Origin of the sequence: Butyrivibrio sp. M55 (assembly GCF_900116865.1) — a bacterium.
Taxonomy (GTDB): Bacteria; Bacillota; Clostridia; order Lachnospirales; family Lachnospiraceae; genus Butyrivibrio.
The window spans coordinates 23213-39585 of the sequence record NZ_FPCD01000011.1 but is presented as its reverse complement, the minus strand read 5'-3'; the positions used below and the strand labels follow the sequence as shown (position 1 = coordinate 39585).

General features: G+C 41.8%; 13 protein-coding genes. 1 reads left to right on the top strand and 12 read right to left on the bottom strand.

Annotated features, from left to right (window positions below):
• Positions 1–7: 7 nt before the first annotated feature.
• The 11 genes from BM398_RS11975 to glpK form a co-directional block, all read right to left on the bottom strand.
• Positions 8–1444 carry a 2-isopropylmalate synthase gene (locus BM398_RS11975; protein ID WP_092337877.1) on the bottom strand — a complete coding sequence of 479 codons (1437 nt, stop codon included), beginning with the start codon at positions 1442–1444 and terminating at the stop codon, positions 8–10.
• A 130-nt stretch (positions 1445–1574) separates the two neighbouring features.
• Complete coding sequence (locus BM398_RS11970) at positions 1575–2510, bottom strand: TIGR03943 family putative permease subunit (RefSeq protein WP_092337876.1); 936 nt, start codon at positions 2508–2510, stop codon at positions 1575–1577.
• Between the two features lie 33 nt (positions 2511–2543).
• Positions 2544–3062 carry a cysteine hydrolase family protein gene (locus tag BM398_RS11965; protein ID WP_092337875.1) on the bottom strand — a complete coding sequence of 173 codons (519 nt, stop codon included), beginning with the start codon at positions 3060–3062 and terminating at the stop codon, positions 2544–2546.
• Between the two features lie 27 nt (positions 3063–3089).
• The gene (locus tag BM398_RS11960) at positions 3090–3455 is read right to left on the bottom strand and encodes a DUF1667 domain-containing protein (RefSeq protein WP_092337874.1); all 366 of its coding nucleotides are present in this window, start codon (positions 3453–3455) and stop codon (positions 3090–3092) included.
• Between the two features lie 80 nt (positions 3456–3535).
• Positions 3536–4999, bottom strand: a complete 1464-nt coding sequence (locus BM398_RS11955; protein WP_092337873.1) for a methyl-accepting chemotaxis protein — start codon at positions 4997–4999, stop codon at positions 3536–3538.
• Positions 5000–5099: 100 nt separating this feature from the next.
• Positions 5100–7157: an ABC transporter permease subunit/CPBP intramembrane protease gene (locus BM398_RS11950; RefSeq protein ID WP_092337872.1), complete on the bottom strand. Its 2058-nt coding sequence runs from the start codon at positions 7155–7157 to the stop codon at positions 5100–5102.
• Positions 7150–7920: an ABC transporter ATP-binding protein gene (locus BM398_RS11945; protein ID WP_092337871.1), complete on the bottom strand. Its 771-nt coding sequence runs from the start codon at positions 7918–7920 to the stop codon at positions 7150–7152. Before BM398_RS11945 ends, BM398_RS11950 begins: the two co-directional genes overlap by 8 nt.
• A gap of 36 nt (positions 7921–7956) precedes the next feature.
• A complete protein-coding gene (locus BM398_RS11940; protein ID WP_175531931.1) occupies positions 7957–8820 on the bottom strand; it encodes a CPBP family intramembrane glutamic endopeptidase in 864 nt (287 codons plus the stop codon).
• A gap of 146 nt (positions 8821–8966) precedes the next feature.
• Positions 8967–10235: an NAD(P)/FAD-dependent oxidoreductase gene (locus BM398_RS11935; RefSeq protein ID WP_092337869.1), complete on the bottom strand. Its 1269-nt coding sequence runs from the start codon at positions 10233–10235 to the stop codon at positions 8967–8969.
• Positions 10232–11680, bottom strand: a complete 1449-nt coding sequence (locus BM398_RS11930) for an NAD(P)/FAD-dependent oxidoreductase (protein WP_092337868.1) — start codon at positions 11678–11680, stop codon at positions 10232–10234. The genes BM398_RS11935 and BM398_RS11930 overlap by 4 nt, the downstream gene beginning before the upstream one ends.
• 24 nt (positions 11681–11704) lie before the next feature.
• On the bottom strand, positions 11705–13207 hold the full coding sequence (gene glpK / locus BM398_RS11925; RefSeq protein WP_092337867.1) for a glycerol kinase GlpK: 1503 nt from the start codon (positions 13205–13207) through the stop codon (positions 11705–11707).
• A 180-nt stretch (positions 13208–13387) separates the two neighbouring features.
• On the opposite strand from glpK, the gene BM398_RS11920 reads away from it, so the two are divergent.
• Positions 13388–13681: a hypothetical protein gene (locus BM398_RS11920; protein ID WP_026655213.1), complete on the top strand. Its 294-nt coding sequence runs from the start codon at positions 13388–13390 to the stop codon at positions 13679–13681.
• A gap of 48 nt (positions 13682–13729) precedes the next feature.
• Here BM398_RS11920 and BM398_RS11915 read toward each other — a convergent pair whose 3' ends face one another.
• Complete coding sequence (locus BM398_RS11915) at positions 13730–16342, bottom strand: hypothetical protein (protein ID WP_092337866.1); 2613 nt, start codon at positions 16340–16342, stop codon at positions 13730–13732.
• Between the last annotated feature and the right edge of the window lie 31 nt (positions 16343–16373).

Genomic DNA, 16373 nt, shown 5'->3' with positions numbered 1-16373 from the left:
TCCCTCATTATTTGGAGATTTCGGTAATCTCTCCATCCTTGATAACAACGCCAAGCTCATCACTTACTTTGCCAATTTCTCTTACAAGCTCATCATCGGTCATAACTGTAACTCTGCCGCCCGCATACTCGCTGTCAACCCACTCCTTGATCTTGGTAACGATGGGTGAAGTCTTAGAAAGAGCATGCTCTTCTTTAAGCTTGTAATGTATATTGATCCAGTGAGCAATTCCTGCAAGTCCCGATGTATTGGAAACCGCACTTACAGGCGGTCTGTTAAGGAACTTATCCGTATCAAAGATGTTGTAGATCTCCTCGTTTTTCAAAAGGCCGTCCGCATGGATACCTGCTCTTGTAACATTAAAGTTCTTTCCTACAAAAGGTGTATTTGCAGGAACCGTAAATCCGATCTCTTTTTCATAATACTCAGCAAGTTCTGTTATTACCTGAGTATTCATGCCGTTGAGTGTGCCCTTGAGCTGTGCATACTCAAATACCATAGCTTCAAGAGGTGTATTACCTGTTCTCTCACCGATTCCGAAAAGAGACGTATTAACGGATGAACATCCGTAGAGCCATGCTGTTGTTGAATTGGTAACAGCCTTATAGAAATCGTTGTGTCCGTGCCACTCAATGAGTTCGCAGGGAACTCCGGCATTAGTATTTATTGCGTAAATGATTCCCTGTACACTTCTGGGAATAACCGCACCGGAGAAGTTAACTCCGTATCCCATTGTATCGCAGGCGCGGATCTTAACGGGAATTCCGTACTCGTCCTTGAGCTTCATAAGCTCTACACAGAACGGAACAACAAATCCGTAAATATCTGCTCTTGTAATATCTTCAAGATGGCATCTGGGGCTGATTCCCGCCTCAAGACACGATCTTACTACACTGAGATAATGATCGAGTGCCTGTCTCCTTGTCATCTTAAGCTTTAAGAAAATGTGATAATCCGAGCAAGAAACGAGAATTCCCGTTTCCTTCATTCCTATCTCTTTTACAAGCTTAAAATCTTCTTCGCTTGCTCTGATCCAGCTGGTAACTTCAGGGAATTTGTAGCCTCTCTCCATACACTTATAAACCGCATCACGGTCGCTCTTACTGTATAAAAAGAACTCACTCTGCCTGATCATTCCGTTCGGACCGCCAAGCTCGTGAAGCTTATCATATATGGTAACAATCTGCTCTGTGGTATACGGTGCCCTTGACTGCTGCCCGTCACGGAAAGTAGTATCCGTTATCCATATATCCTTTGGCATATTATGAGGAACAATCCTGTCATTGAAAGGAATCTTGGGAATCTCCTCATAAGGAAACATATTTCTGAAAACATTTGGCTTTTCCACGTCATCAAGAATATACATATGCTCTTCAATCTGGAGCAAATTATTCTTGTCATTCATGGTGACCGGTCTGTTCTGAAATGCACTTGTATCGTTCATAGTAAAGTAAACCTCTCTCATATAAACAAATAGCTAACCTCGTATAATTGTATACAATCATACGAGGAGTGTCAAGGCGCGTATTTAAGCAGATTTTTTCATTCCGGTTGATGTTTTTTCATCAATAATCTTATATGACAGAAATAACTTCTCTCTTTGGTTTGTCACATGGACGTATGCTTTCGACAATGCATACAGGGAATTCAACATCGTACTGTTTGACATATTCTTTATCAACGGTTCCGGTTATTTCCACCCAGTCATCGTTTTCGACAGAATCGGTTCCGCTGTGGTGACAGATTATTCCAAACAAAGAAATATCCTGTTCACAGCATGTCATTGCAAATCTGCCGGCAAGGAATATGTCTTTTCCCTCTTCTTTTGCCTTCATTATCTGAGCCGTAAATACTATCTTTTTACCAAGATATCTGTCGAGATTATCCAGACTGTCCAGATAAAAAACAGAGAATTTGTCGTCCCTTACATCGATGACCTCATCATCAAGCGAATAAGGAAGATCGTCTTCGAATTTCTGAAGGATGTCCTCTCCGTGCTTATCCTTGCAAACTATATTAAGGCTCGGATTTACAGCCTTAACGCTACGTCTGTATGATGCCATCTTGTCCATAACATCATCGCAGTTATTGAAAATCGTAAGATACGCTTTTCTAACGTGCTCAGACATGAACGATTTCATGTTTGCCGCAAAAATCTCAAACGTAGAAGCATCTATTATTACAATTTCCATGATATCGTCCCAGTGTTCCGGAAATACAAGGTTCTTGCGATCCCACATTCCGTTAAACTCAACGATTATTCTTTCGGGCATGACTTCTATTTCAAATTCCACGATATGCTCGGTACCAAAGTCTTCCTCATTCTCAATCTTCTTTACAGTAACTTTCAGATGATTCAAAAGATAATCATCATACTCAACTTCGCCTTCTTCGCATTGAATAAGAAGTGTTTTTCCTTTTATCTCAAAATAGTCTTCCTCAAGAAGGTCTTGTATGAAGGTTGTTTTTCCTGCATCCAGAAATCCGTTTACGAAATATACTTTTCCCAATTTTTTATCCGCCTTATTATTATGTCTTTTTTATTAGCAATATATCTGGCAAGAACGCATAGTCTCAAGCGCCGCAAGGTGCTTTTCAACAGTTACCCCCGCACAGCACTCCTTATCTACGCTGATCTTAAGCTCAGGCATATTTGCCTTAAGTAAAAGAGCATTTGAAACAACGCATATATCGGTGCAAAGTCCGATAAGCTCTACTTCAATCTCCTCTTTTTCATATATATCTTTTATTGCCTTCACAAGGTCAACAGAACCGAAAGTAGGCTTATTTATAAATGTTGCGCCCTCAACTTCTGCGGCAACGGTCTTATCAAGCTCCCATCCTTCGGTATTTTCGATACAATGAACTACGGGAAGATTCTTTCCTTCCTGAGTGTCCATGTAATTCTCCTGATGAGTATCTCTTGTGACAAAGATATCCTTTTTGTCGTATTTCCTTATCTTCTCAACAACAGCGGGAACTATTGCTACCGCTTCCTTTGATCCGAGCGCCCCATCGACAAAATCCTTTTGCATGTCAACAACAACGAGTATTTTTCTCATATCAATTTCCTCTTTTCCTTTAAAACACTATATAGTCCCGGCATTTGAGGTCGCGACAATATCGCTCCCCGTATCCGCAACATTTTTTATTATAACATCTCCGATTGAAACAGGGGCATTTGCATGACTTTTATTGATTTCATCCATAACGGCAAAAATCTTGTCCTTTGGAATATCACTGTTTGTCTTAACAGAAACTCTGCTCTTGTCTCCACCTGTAACCTTCACGGTACTTGTAACTATCCTTGTGGGATTTACGACTTCTTTCCTTGCGTAAATATCACCTTTTTGGCAGGTGTTTCCGGACACAGAAACAGCTTCACCGTTCTCAAGCTCTACAGTCAGAAAACATCCCATGGGACAGCCTATACATGTCAGTTCTCTTTTCTCCATAGTCATAGCCTCCGTATTATTTTAATGAAAAAAGCCTCCTTGTAATTATTATACAAGGAGGCGTCAATATTTTGATTGTTTTATTCCGTTTGCATATCTTTAAGCTTATTTGCCTGCATGAATATTTCGCCCAGAATTCCCTTAAACTCGTCGAATTTCTCTACTGCATCATCTGAAGACTGAACGCCCTGATTTGAAAGAGATGCAACTTCTTCACTGGTTGCGGACAGATTCGAGATGGAGTCGTTGATCTCCGTGGTAGAAGCCGCGATTGACTTCATTCCCTCGCCGATTTCCTCGAATCTCGAAAGCATTTCGGTTACATTTACATTGATGCTGTCGAAATTTTCGCCCACAGTGCGGATCATCTCATTCTGCTCCGATACGCTGTTTACCGTATCGTCAATGCTTGCCATTGCTTTCTGAACATCCTCGACAAGCTCGGTAATAATTCCTTTTATCTCATTTGAAGCCGTATTTGTTTCTTCCGCAAGTTCACGGACATCGTTTGCAACAACCGCAAATCCTTTACCGGCATCTCCTGCCCTTGCCGCCTCTATGCTCGCGTTAAGAGCAAGTAAGTTTGTCTGCTTTGAAATAGACATGATCGATCCGACAATTTTCTGCACTTCCTGAACCTTGTTGATAACGGCCTGAGTTGCTTCAACAGTAACTTTACTTGCATTTTCAACATTGGCCGATTTTTCTTTTAACTCGGAAATGACCTGTACACCTTCCTTGACAGTCTTCTGTGTGCTCTCGGAAGCCTCGGTCATCTCTTTCCTGTGCGCCTCTGTTGTCTCGGTCTCTTCCTGAATCTGCTGAACCTTCTGTGCCTGCTTGGTCACGGACTGAGCCGTGCTTTCCATACTGCTTGCGATATCCTGCATTCCCGAATGCTGGGCATCCATTATATTCTGAAGATCAACCATATCCCCCTGGGATTTATTAAAAAGATCCGTGATCGCGTTTGCAATCTCTGCCATCGCATTACCCGTCTCAAGAGTTTTCTCGGCATTCTTGGTAATCTTGGCATTGTTCTCTTCATTAAACATCGTAAGAAGTGTAACTGTACACAAGCTGGCAATAAAGGCCAGTCCCAACGTGATACCTGCAGGAATAAGTTCAAGATTAAAACTTCCTGTCGTCATGACATTTTTTATACAGGTAATGATAAAAGAGATGATTATTGCACTTATTCCGAATTTACAAAGTCGAACATTCAGATAAGTGATACTGCATATAAGAATAGGAAGACCAAACGCGAAATATATAAGCGACTCCTCCGCAATCAGGATTACGAAATAGAATATGGTCGCTCCACCCATTATCAATATGGCACCTTTCTTTTCAGACGCATGTTTAAAATTCCCTAAGGCACATATTCCCACGCATAAAAAAGCACTGATGATAATGGTTATCCGCCCTGCAGTCGCCCCATATTGAAACAACGAAAAAACTGTGAGCAAAAGTCCGCTGAGCATTATGATGATTGTTACGTAAAAACCGTTATTATTAGCTCTCTTATACTGTTCTGCATTCATAAATAATCCCTTTCACATACAATCTCATTGTTTTAGTCGATACACTAAAATTGTAACATGAAAGGGATTTGAATAACGTTATTTCGAATATTAAATTATTCTAAAAAGAACTTTTCTTATTTGAATTCTTCACAATAAATAATCCGATAACCACAAGCCCAAATCCGATAATACCGAATATAGGCTCATTTAATGTATTAATCATCTGCTCAGTTGCATACTTTGCCATAATAACCGAAATAGAATTCACCATAAAATGTGCAAGCATCGAAGGGAATATGCTTCCGCCAAAATACACTGTAAGGCAAAGAATTGCTCCAAGAGCTCCTGTCGTAAAGAACTTAAGCAGATCCATATGGAACAGTCCAAACAACACCGAAACAATCAATACCGAACAAACAGGTTTTACCTTATCTTTTAATGCACTGAACACAATTCCCCTAAACAACATCTCTTCCGCTATTGCAGGAGTAAGCGCCACGCATAAAACCGCCGCGATCACATTATGCGAAAAGAATCCCGTAAGCGTATCGGAAAGCCCTTCATTAACCGTTATTCCGGTCACCTTCATAATAATATCTCCAAGAATTGCCGCCACAAAAAATGCGCCGATTCCTGTAATTACACCACCAACCAAACTAAGCGGCTTGCACTTATTAAAGCTGTACACCTTCTTTATATCTTTCTTTGCATATACAAAGAAGGCAAGCGGTATACCTACCAGTATCAAAAACTGGCTTATAGGAAGTCCCACCAATTCATATTTTGCCTGAATCAGTGTTCCAAACAAAAGGTAGACCAATATAACAAAGGGATAAATAAAGCATGCATCACCGATTGTTACAGACATGCCTTTCTTTATATTGCTTCTCTTTTCAAAAAGAGAAATTGCATTTTTTCCGTCACCAAACAAAAGATTCTCGCTGTTATATGCTTTGGACAGAAACAGTATCGCCAAAACCGAATACAATACCATGCTGCACAGAACCAAAAGAAGAATCGCATAATCAAGCTTAAAATTCAGTGCATCCCTCAAAAGGATAGATACGTTAAGTACCGGAACAACCGCAACATATTGGTTGAGTTCAACGGTAGGTATCATAGAACCGTAGGCAAGAAACATAAGCACCATCATTACAGGTGACATATAGCTGTTTGCTTCTTTGTATGATTTTGCAAAACATGTAAAACACATGAAGATCGCACTCATAAACAATGCAGTTACGATTATAACGGGAAACGTAAGTAACATTGCCGAAATGAAAGATGAAAAATCTATATTTACCCCGTCCATCATTCCGGACGCCTTGAGCTGCTCAAACATAACACCGAAGACAACAGACATCGACAATATATTAAGGATTGCCGTAACCACTCCGCACAATGCCGCTGTGAGAGTTTTTGCCATAACTATATATTTGCCCGAAACAGGGAGCATCAAAAGAGTCTCAAGAGTTCCTCTCTCTTTTTCACCGGCAGTCAGATCTATACTCGGATGCATGACACTTATAAGTATTGATAAAACTATCATCATCGGCAATATCATTCCGAGTATTTGTCCTGCAATCTGTTCACTGCTGGAAAGTCCCTTTTTCTCAAAAGAGATGGGATTCAAAAAACTGTCTGTATCAAGCCCTGCTTTTTCTACATTCTCTTCAACAATTCCGTCAGAGATGTCATCAACGGCTCTTCTGACCTTGTCCATTGCCTCTGAAGACTCATTTACGGATTCCATGTAAAAAGCTTTAACCTCTACTTTTTCGCCGTTATCGGCAATTTCAAGATATACATCGAGATTCTTATCACCTATCATGTCTTTACATTGATCTTCGCTTATCTTCGTATCTGATACATTAAAGACCACATTGTATAACTGCTCTTTGCTACCGTCTTCTTCATTCGTTTCAACGGCATTTTCTTTTAAGATATTTTCAAGATTCCTGGCATCAAGTCCGGTACTCTCATTATATACGGTAATGTCGTATGTCGTATCTTTGTCATCCGCAAGAATATTCGTTACCATAAGCGATCCCAGCACAATAAGCGGATATACGACCACGGGAACCAGAACCATCATCATTATCGCCTTTTTATCTCTTAGAACATCACGTAATTCTTTTAAAAACAGTGTTTTAAAAATCTTCAGTTTATTATTCATTTGCCGCACTCTCCATCTTGTTTTCTATCAGCTTTCTAAACACTTCTCTTAAATTCTGTGATCCTGTTTCCTTCTTTAGATTATCGGGCGAATCATTACATACAACCTTTCCCTCGTGTATCATGACTATCCTGTCGCACAGATATTCCGCTTCTTCCATGTAATGTGTCGAATAAATTACCGTCTTGCCCTTTTCTTTTTCCGCCAACATAAAATCTATGATCGCGGATGAGCTGAGTATATCAAGTCCCAGTGTAGGCTCATCGAATATATATATTTCGGGGTCATGAATAAGGCACCTGGAAATGGAAGTTCTCTGCACCTGACCTGTAGAGAGCCTGTCAATCCTGTTGTCGGCAAACTTACCCATATTCAAAACTTTTATTATCTCATCTGTTCGTCTGTCTATATCCGCATCTTCCATCCCGTAGACCTGTCCGTAAAACTTAAGGATCTCTCTTGCAGAAAATCTTCCATAGAGCTTTGTATTGGCTGACATATAACCGATATGCCTTTTAAGCTCTTCATTTCCTGTTATCTCACCGCTTCCTGCCGTAACAGATACTTCTCCGCCCGTTGGAGTCATAAGACCCGCGAGCATCCTAAGAAGCGTAGTCTTTCCTGCACCGTTCGGTCCGAGAAGCCCCACTATCTCTCCTTTTTCAGCCTCAAAGGAAATACCGTCAACCGCATTAAACTCAACCTTTTTATTCTTCTGAACTGTTTTGGTAAATGTTTTTACAAGATTTTTTGCTCTGATCATATTTGCCCCTTCTGTCTTCTTTTAAGTAAAATATTCTTAAGCAGCACTGTCATTAACTGCTTCAACATCATTTCCTTCACGCTTTGCAATTGCTTTGATAATAATTCTTGTAAGGAAAAAAGATCCGCCAGACAAAATACCTGTCACAATAATGAGCGTGATCATCTGTTTACTGTCAGACCTCGCGCTCTCCGCAACCTCTGCAAACTCCTTCCCCTGACTCTTGTAAAAAGCATTTTGAATATACAGCATAACGCCACCAAAAGAATTAACGACAAAATGCATGGTCATCGATGTAAAAATACTTCCGCTTGCCCTGTTAACATAAGCAAAAATTATTCCCAATACCCACGCATAGCAGAACTGGTTGATATTAAGATGAAACACTCCAAACCAAAATCCTGACAAAATTGCCGCAGCCGTGAAAGGAACAAACTTCTTTAATCTGTTATGAAAAAATCCTCTAAGCAAAATTTCTTCACAGACAGGAGCCAGTATTGCCATCGCAATCATGTAAAGCACCGGTGTATCACCAATCATAGCATCAGTAGCCTGCGCCATTGTATTCTTGGTAAAAAGCTGTGAAAAAACATTTGTAAACATTACCATAGGATAAGCAACAACTGTAAGTAGAATTGTAAGAAAAAACGTACTTACCTTAATCTTATTAAATCCACATTCCTTCCATAAATTATCGCCCTTTTTGCGCAAATATAAGAATGCGATTGCAATCATCGGAATGTAAAGTGCCAACGAATAAACTATAAACGGAGCAGAAATACCTGCAGTTGCCGCAACTACCCCAACACCTATATCCAAGCCATATCCTACGATCAGCATGACTATCAATACCCCCATCAGTTTAAGCGCATTTTTCTTATCAATTGTCTTATTTGTCATTTTGTTTTCCCCTTTCTCCATGTAAATAGCCTGTATCGAACAAACACAATTTACTATTATAAAGCATTAAAGCAACAAAATCATCAAGAAATCCCATAAAGAAAGAACAAGCGGTGATTCTCCGCCTGTTCTTTTTTGTGGCATCCTTATTCACTTTCAATCCGTACAGTTATTCTCTTTAGATTACTTCTTTTAATCAGCTCATCTTTTTTTAGAACAATCTGCTCCATCTCACCCGGAGACATTATGCGCTTTTTATTGTGAACGACTCTTTCATCGTCAAAATATACCGACACATAAGAATCTTTGTACACATCTCCCACTCTGAATCTTACGGTCAAAATATCTTCCATTCTGCCAAAATCTATGGTCTTGGGTACGGTATATCTCGCTCCGCTTTCCGCAACGATTTCAATATCTCCGGCTGTATTTCCGGCTCTGCAGCCTTCATTTATATATTTAACCGCATTCTGCCCCGCTCTCATCGCTTCTTCCGAAACATAATCAACAAGGTCGTGCACATGAAGCACATTACCGCAAGCAAAGATTCCGGGGATGTTTGTCTCAAGCGACTCATTAACTACGGGCCCTCCGGTCACAGGGCTCATCTCTATTCCCGCAGAAACAGACAGCTCATTTTCGGGTATAAGCCCGCACGATAAAAGAAGTGTATCGCATGTATATCTCTCTTCCGTTCCGGGAATCGGTTTTCTGTCAGGTCCCACCTTTGCTATAGTGACCGCCTTAATATGCTCTTTTCCCTCAATATCAACGACCGTGTGCGAGAGCTTAAGCGGAATCCCATAGTCATCAAGACACTGCACGATATTTCTCTTAAGGCCACCCGAATATGGCATGAGTTCTGCTACAACCTTGACCTTCGCTCCTTCGAGCGTCATTCTTCTGGCCATGATAAGTCCGATATCGCCCGATCCGAGGATGACAACTTCTTTTCCCGGCATATATCCTTCAATATTTACAAGGCGCTGCGCGCATCCTGCCGAAAAGATCCCCGCAGGACGGAATCCGGGTATATTAAGCGCTCCTCTTGCTCTCTCCCTGCATCCCATAGCCAGGATAACCGCCTTTGCATGTATCGTAAACATACCGTCTTCTCTGTTCAAGGCAGTAACGGTTCTGTCGCGGTCTATATTCATGACCATGGTTCCAAGTTTATAGTCTATTCCTAGGTCTGATACTTTCTTCTTGAACCTGTCGGCATACTCAGGGCCTGTAAGTTCCTCCCTGAAGGTGTGCAGACCAAATCCGTTGTGAATGCACTGATTCAAGATACCCCCAAGTTCTTTGTCTCTTTCAAGGATCAGGATATTATCATTTCCCGCTTCTTTAGCGGCTACTGCTGCGGCAAGACCTGCAGGGCCGCCTCCGACAATAACTATATCGTATGACTTCATGGTCTTTTCACCTCCCCCTTGGTTCTCGCAGCCACAATGTTCGAATCACCTCCGGACTTTGTGATATCTTCATACGAAAGTCCCAGTTCTCTTGCGAGTATCTCCATGGTCCTCGGCATACAAAATCCGGCCTGACATCTTCCCATTCCGGCTCTTGTCCTTCTCTTTATTCCATCGAGAGTCCGTGCGCCAAGCGGCCTGTGTATGGCATCAATTATCTCGCCCTCCGTTATGGATTCGCATCTGCATATCACATTGCCGTAAGCGGGATTTTCCTTTATAAGAGCATTCATCTCTTCTGTGGAAAGACTTTCTGTCCTTCTTACGCCTTTTCTCTTGGTGATAATATTTTCTTTTTTCTTGAAATTCATAAGCTCCTTTAAGATATCGCAGACTGTCTCGCCTATTGCGGGACAGCTTGTAAGCCCGGGAGACTCTATGCCTGCACAATCTATAAATCCCGGAACATCGCTTACCTCTTCAATAATAAAATCATTGTTGTCTTCATGCGCACGAAGGCCTGCAAAAGACGTTATGACTTTATTCATCGGAATATTTTTTACATGATTTCCTGCTTTTTGCGTAAGTTCACTGATTCCTTGCGCTGTCGTCGCAGTTCCTTCTTTATCTTCCGTCTCAATTGCTGTCGGTCCGACAATCAGATTGCCATGAACCGTAGGCGCAACAAGTACGCCTTTTCCAAGTTCTGTGGGCTGGGGGAAAATAACATGATTTACATGTGCTCCCGCCTGCTTATCAAGAAGGCAATAGTCCCCACGCCTCTGAGTTATGTGCATTTTCTTGGAACTTACCATGTTGTGAATAACGTCGGCGTACACTCCGGCTGCGTTTACCACATATCTTGCCTTGTACTCTCCGTTATTTGTAAAAATCCGGAAATTGCCGTCACTGTCTTTTTTGATATCCTGAACTTCCGTATTTAGCTTAAACTCTACTCCGTTCATCGAAGCAATCTCTGCCATTGCGATATTAAGCTCAAAAGGGCAGATTATCCCCGCACTCGGGGCAAAAAGCGCTCCCTGCGTCTCATCTGATAGATTCGGTTCTGTCAAAAAAGCTTCTTCTCTTGATAGTAGCTTTAGGCCTTTTACTCCGTTTTTTTCACCTCTCTCACAAAGCTCTTTAAGCCCCGGCAATGCATCCTTGTAAATGCATACAACCAGAGAACCTATGCGTTTAAAAGGAATATCCAGATCCTCGCAAAGCTCATCCATCATCTCATTTCCTCTTACATTGAGCTTTGCCTTTAAAGAGCCCGGTTCAGCATCATAGCCGGCGTGTATTATAGCCGAATTGGCTTTAGATGTACCTTCGCACACGTCACTGCACTTTTCCAAAGCGCAAGTTTTTATATCGTATTCTGCAAGTTTCCATGCAACAGCGGCTCCGGTCACGCCTGCACCTATTATCACCACATCGTACATAGCCATTCTCCTTTTTGCAAAGAATCATTCTTCCTTATCCCACAAAAGAGTTGCTTTAACCGCTTTATGCCAGCCTTTAAGCTCTTTTTCTCTTTTTTCCGAAGAAATCTTTGAAGTAAATGCTTTATCTATAGATCTGTTCTTAATGACGTCATCTTTGCTCTTCCAATATCCAACTGCAAGTCCCGCAAGATATGCGGCACCCATTGCCGTCGTCTCAACGCAGGATGGCCTGAGTACATTTGCATCAAGAATATCGGCCTGAAACTGCATCAGGAAATTGTTATTCGATGCACCTCCGTCAACATTAAGCGACGTTATCTTTTTACCCGTATCAAGCTCCATTGCGTGCAAAACGTCGTAAGTCTGAAATGCCAGCGACTCAAGCGTTGCCCTGACAATGTGATATTTATTAACACCTCGTGTAAGCCCCATGATGGCGCCCCTTGCATACGGATCCCAATACGGAGCACCAAGACCCGTAAATGCCGGAACGACATAGCAGCCGTTCGTATCGTCAACTCTCGTTGCAAGATACTCCGAATCCGGCGACGAATCTATGATCTTAAGTTCATCCCTAAGCCACTGAATCGCGGCACCTGCCACAAATACCGAGCCTTCGAGCGCATATTCGACTTTGCCGTCTATTCCCCATGCTATAGTTGTCAGCAGATCGTTTTTGGAAAAAATGGGCTTATCTCCCGTATTCATCAGCATAAAGCAACCTGTTCCGTAGGTGTTCTTAGCATCGCCTTCCTTAAAGCAAGTCTGTCCAAACAGTGCCGCCTGCTGATCTCCCGCAGCTCCCGCAATCTTTATCGGACCTCCGAAGAACTCGGTATCTGTCTCTGCGTATATGCAGCTTGACGGCTTGACTTCGGGAAGCATAGACATAGGAACTTCAAGGATATTGCACAGTTCTTCATCCCACTTAAGGGTATTTATATTAAAAAGAAGTGTTCTTGATGCGTTTGAATAGTCAGTGACATGAACTCTTCCCTTTGTGAGTTTATAGATAAGCCATGAATCAATCGTTCCAAAACACAGTTCGCCGTTCTCGGCCCGTCTTCTTGCCCCGACAACATTTTCAAGTATCCATCTTATCTTGGTTCCGGAAAAATACGGATCGAACTTTAGTCCCGTTTTCTCCTGAAATTTCTTTACAATCTGCGGATCTTCCTTCATTTTTTGTGCCGCATAGTCCGCAGTACGTCTGCACTGCCAGACAATTGCATGATTTATGGGCTGTCCCGTCTTTTTATCCCATACAACAACCGTCTCACGCTGATTGGTTATTCCTATCGCCGCTATATCTTCAAAAGTCGCTCCGACATTTTGCATTGCCGTTCGCGCCACGGATAGCTGTGTCTGCCATATTTCGTTGGCATCATGTTCCACCCATCCGGGCTTTGGAAAAAGCTGAGTAAATTCCTTTTGAGAAACACTGCACATCTCCCCTTCTTCATTAAAAAGTATGCATCTGTTACTGGTAGTTCCCGCATCCAGCGCCATAATATATTTAGCCACGCGTCATTCCTCCTTATGTGCAATCTCAATTATCAACATATATTCCTGTTTTTTTGATAACTATATCATTGTAAAAATCTATTAATTCAATTATACTTAAAAAGCTGCGGTATTGTGTAAATACTGTTAAATAAGATATAATTTAGAAAGGAACAAACGAATATGGGGAGGGCGAGTATTATGGCAAACGAAAGAGAAGATCTCATTCATTCACTTGCAAAGTCCATGGGCGTTGGCGATGCACAAAAAGCACGTGGTACATCCGGCAAATATAATGCAGAAACCGGAACAATGTACTGTAACGGCCACATTATTTCCCGTACCACCATTGAACAGGCAAGCGCTTACTTCAATTCACAATACAGACGCCTTGCCGAAATTGACGACGAGAATGTAAAACAGATGGCTTCGATTTATGAAGTCGCAAAAGAAGCAATAAACATGATAGTTGCTCCGACAGATATGACAGAATAAGCGGATCCCTAAGGACCCGCTTTTTTATATTTCATATTTGAATTTGTTTTATGCTGCTCTCAACTCCTGAACCTTCTTCTGGTGCTCATCGCGAATCTTCTTGTCTGTTATAAGAAGGATTGCGATAATAAGAAGCCATAACCAGTTGATCTTTATTCCGCTCTCTGTATCCATCTCAGCAAGAGCCTTTAAATTCTTTACAGCTCCGATTCCTGCAAAAGCTGCCTGATTGTTCTCCATTCCAACAATTCCACTTGTGAATTCCTCAAATGCCTTGTTGTACTTGTTGTATCTCTTTGCTCCGAGAATCTGTCCGATCATATCCTCTGAAGCTACATTAACCTGCTCTGCGATCTGCTCTACGTTTGCCTGTGTTGCAGCACCATTTCTCTCTGTTACAACGTTCTGTGCTGCGTTCTCGCTTGTTGTATTCTCTTCTGATGTGATAGCTGTTTCTACAGGTGCAACTATGTTCTCAAAAATCTCTGCAAGTGTTGCAACTACTGTCTCAACTGCGTTCTCTACGATTGTCTCTTTTGCAACTGTCTCTGTGTCGTATCTCTTTCCTTCGATGTTCTGCTCTACTGTGTTGTTAAGAACAGCGGGTACAACTACTGTGGGAACTGCTGCAACTGCAGGAACTTCTGCTACTTCTGCGATCTCTGCTGTCTCAACTACTTCTGCAGCCTCAACTACCTCTTCAGCCTCAGCTACTTCTGCGATTTCCTCGATTGCAACTGCCTCTTCAGCAATCTCTGCAACTACCTCTTCCTCTGTGTTCTCTGCAAGAACTTCCTCTTCCTGAACACTTAAGCTCTCTCTGATCTCTTCGCGCTTCTCGATGAGCTCATCAAGCTCTGCTGCCGCATTATCAAGATCCTCTTTTGCATTTGCAAGGATTCCTTCAAGAACCTCTACAGCCTTCTTTGTTGATCCTGCGTTAAGAACTCTCTCAATTTCCTCTTCGCTTACATAATTTCTAAGCTCTGCAACGATATCTGCTGAAATTCTTACTCTGTTATCTTCGATTTCATCGATAGCGTCCTTTAAAACCTCAACCTTATCTGCTGCCACTTCGATCTTATCCTGTGTATCAGCTATGATCTCTCCGTACTTCTCATACTTCTCAACAAGCTTTGAAGCATTTTCGATAAATGCCTTAAGTCCTGCATCATCCTTTGTTGAAATTCTGATTCCTTTTGCATTTCCACTTGTTGTCTGAACGATCTTGCGAGCTGCTGTGCCGTTCATGTAGTAAACACCGTCTACTAACTCGATCTCTCCGTTCTCTACTCCGGCCTTAAGCTCGTCGATGCACTTGTACTCGTTTGTTCCGTCAGCATAATCAAATGAATATACATCATACATTCCGGAATTAACTTCTGCCTTAAACTGGCTTGTTACGTTCTTATTTCCGAAGTGATTCTTCTGATATACTGAAGATGTGATATCCTCTTCAGGCTTCTCGTACACTACGATTTCTCTTGAACTTCCAAGTCTGTACCACTGATCGTTTTCCTTGAACTGTCTGTCTGTTCTGTCGATGTTGAAATAACGCTTTACTGTGTTGTTGTCCTTATCCAAATATGTAACAACAGTATATGAACTGTTCTGGCGATCAAATCCTCTAAGCATCTCTGTGTACTTGATATTTGTTGCATCCTTGTCGATAAAGTTGGGAATGATATATCCGCTTATAATGCTCTCCATGAGCTTGTCCTGTGTCTTCCAGTCTTTGTTCTTGTCTGAAATTTCTTTCTTAGCAAGAATATCTTCAACTGCTGCCTGCTCTTTCTCAAGATCCTCTTTTGCATTATCGCAAGCCTCTGAAAGAACTTCTACATTCTTCTTAGCTTCCTCGAGCTTTTCTGCTGCTCTGTTTACGCTGCTGTCGCTGCTCTTAAGGTTCTTTACTGTCTCTTCATATACTTTCTGTGCACCCTCAAGCTGTCTCTTTGCCATCTCGAACTTTTCGCTAAGTGCTTCGAAAGTAGCTTTCTTTGCCTCAACATTTCCTTTTGCATCTTCTGTGATCTGATCAAGCTTGTCCATAGCCTCGCTTACCTGCTCAGCATCTGCATCTTCACTTGAGATTATATCGATAAGGCTGTTTGCCTGCTCTTTTGTCTCTTCAACTGTATTAACTACGCTGTTAGCAATTTCCTGAGCTGCTGTTGCAGTTTCAACCGTCTCTTTTGCGCTCTCATCTGCTGCGCGGTCTGCTTCGTCAACCTTTTCAAGCTCTTCTGTAACTGCCTGAAGCTCTACAACAGCTTCGCCAAGGTTTTCTGCTACATTAAGATTTTCTGCTGCTTCTGCAAAAGCTTCAACGCTTTCCTGTGCAACTGCTCCACCGTCTGTAACATCTACTGCCTCGATTCCGGCCTCTTCATTTCCTTCTACGATTGACTCAACCACTTCGTAAGAAACTTCTGCCGTCTCAACTGCCTCTTCAGCGACTGTCTCTGCTTCAACTGCCTCGCTTACTGCTTCGTTGTATACTTCTTCGTTTGTAACTTCTTCGTTTGTATCTTCCTGATTGTTCTCTATATTCTCAAATACTTCGCCGTCCATGGCTCTTACGTTTACAGTTACTGTTGTTGCTGTGATCATTGTTGCAAGTGCAATTCTGATTACTTTTAAAACTGTATTCTTCTTCATTCTTTACCTCCAAAGTCATATTCGGCGTTTT

What these genes read in the sequence shown, in the direction of transcription:
- BM398_RS11965 (WP_092337875.1), bottom strand. Translation starts at nt 3,062, where the DNA reads ATGAGAAAAATACTCGTTGTTGTTGACATGCAAAAGGATTTTGTCGAT.
- BM398_RS11935 (WP_092337869.1), bottom strand. Translation starts at nt 10,235, where the DNA reads ATGAAGTCATACGATATAGTTATTGTCGGAGGCGGCCCTGCAGGTCTT.
- BM398_RS11940 (WP_175531931.1), bottom strand. Translation starts at nt 8,820, where the DNA reads ATGACAAATAAGACAATTGATAAGAAAAATGCGCTTAAACTGATGGGG.
- BM398_RS11950 (WP_092337872.1), bottom strand. Translation starts at nt 7,157, where the DNA reads ATGAATAATAAACTGAAGATTTTTAAAACACTGTTTTTAAAAGAATTA.
- BM398_RS11915 (WP_092337866.1), bottom strand. Translation starts at nt 16,342, where the DNA reads ATGAAGAAGAATACAGTTTTAAAAGTAATCAGAATTGCACTTGCAACA.
- BM398_RS11920 (WP_026655213.1), top strand. Translation starts at nt 13,388, where the DNA reads ATGGCAAACGAAAGAGAAGATCTCATTCATTCACTTGCAAAGTCCATG.
- BM398_RS11930 (WP_092337868.1), bottom strand. Translation starts at nt 11,680, where the DNA reads ATGTACGATGTGGTGATAATAGGTGCAGGCGTGACCGGAGCCGCTGTT.
- BM398_RS11945 (WP_092337871.1), bottom strand. Translation starts at nt 7,920, where the DNA reads ATGATCAGAGCAAAAAATCTTGTAAAAACATTTACCAAAACAGTTCAG.
- BM398_RS11960 (WP_092337874.1), bottom strand. Translation starts at nt 3,455, where the DNA reads ATGGAGAAAAGAGAACTGACATGTATAGGCTGTCCCATGGGATGTTTT.
- BM398_RS11955 (WP_092337873.1), bottom strand. Translation starts at nt 4,999, where the DNA reads ATGAATGCAGAACAGTATAAGAGAGCTAATAATAACGGTTTTTACGTA.
- BM398_RS11975 (WP_092337877.1), bottom strand. Translation starts at nt 1,444, where the DNA reads ATGAACGATACAAGTGCATTTCAGAACAGACCGGTCACCATGAATGAC.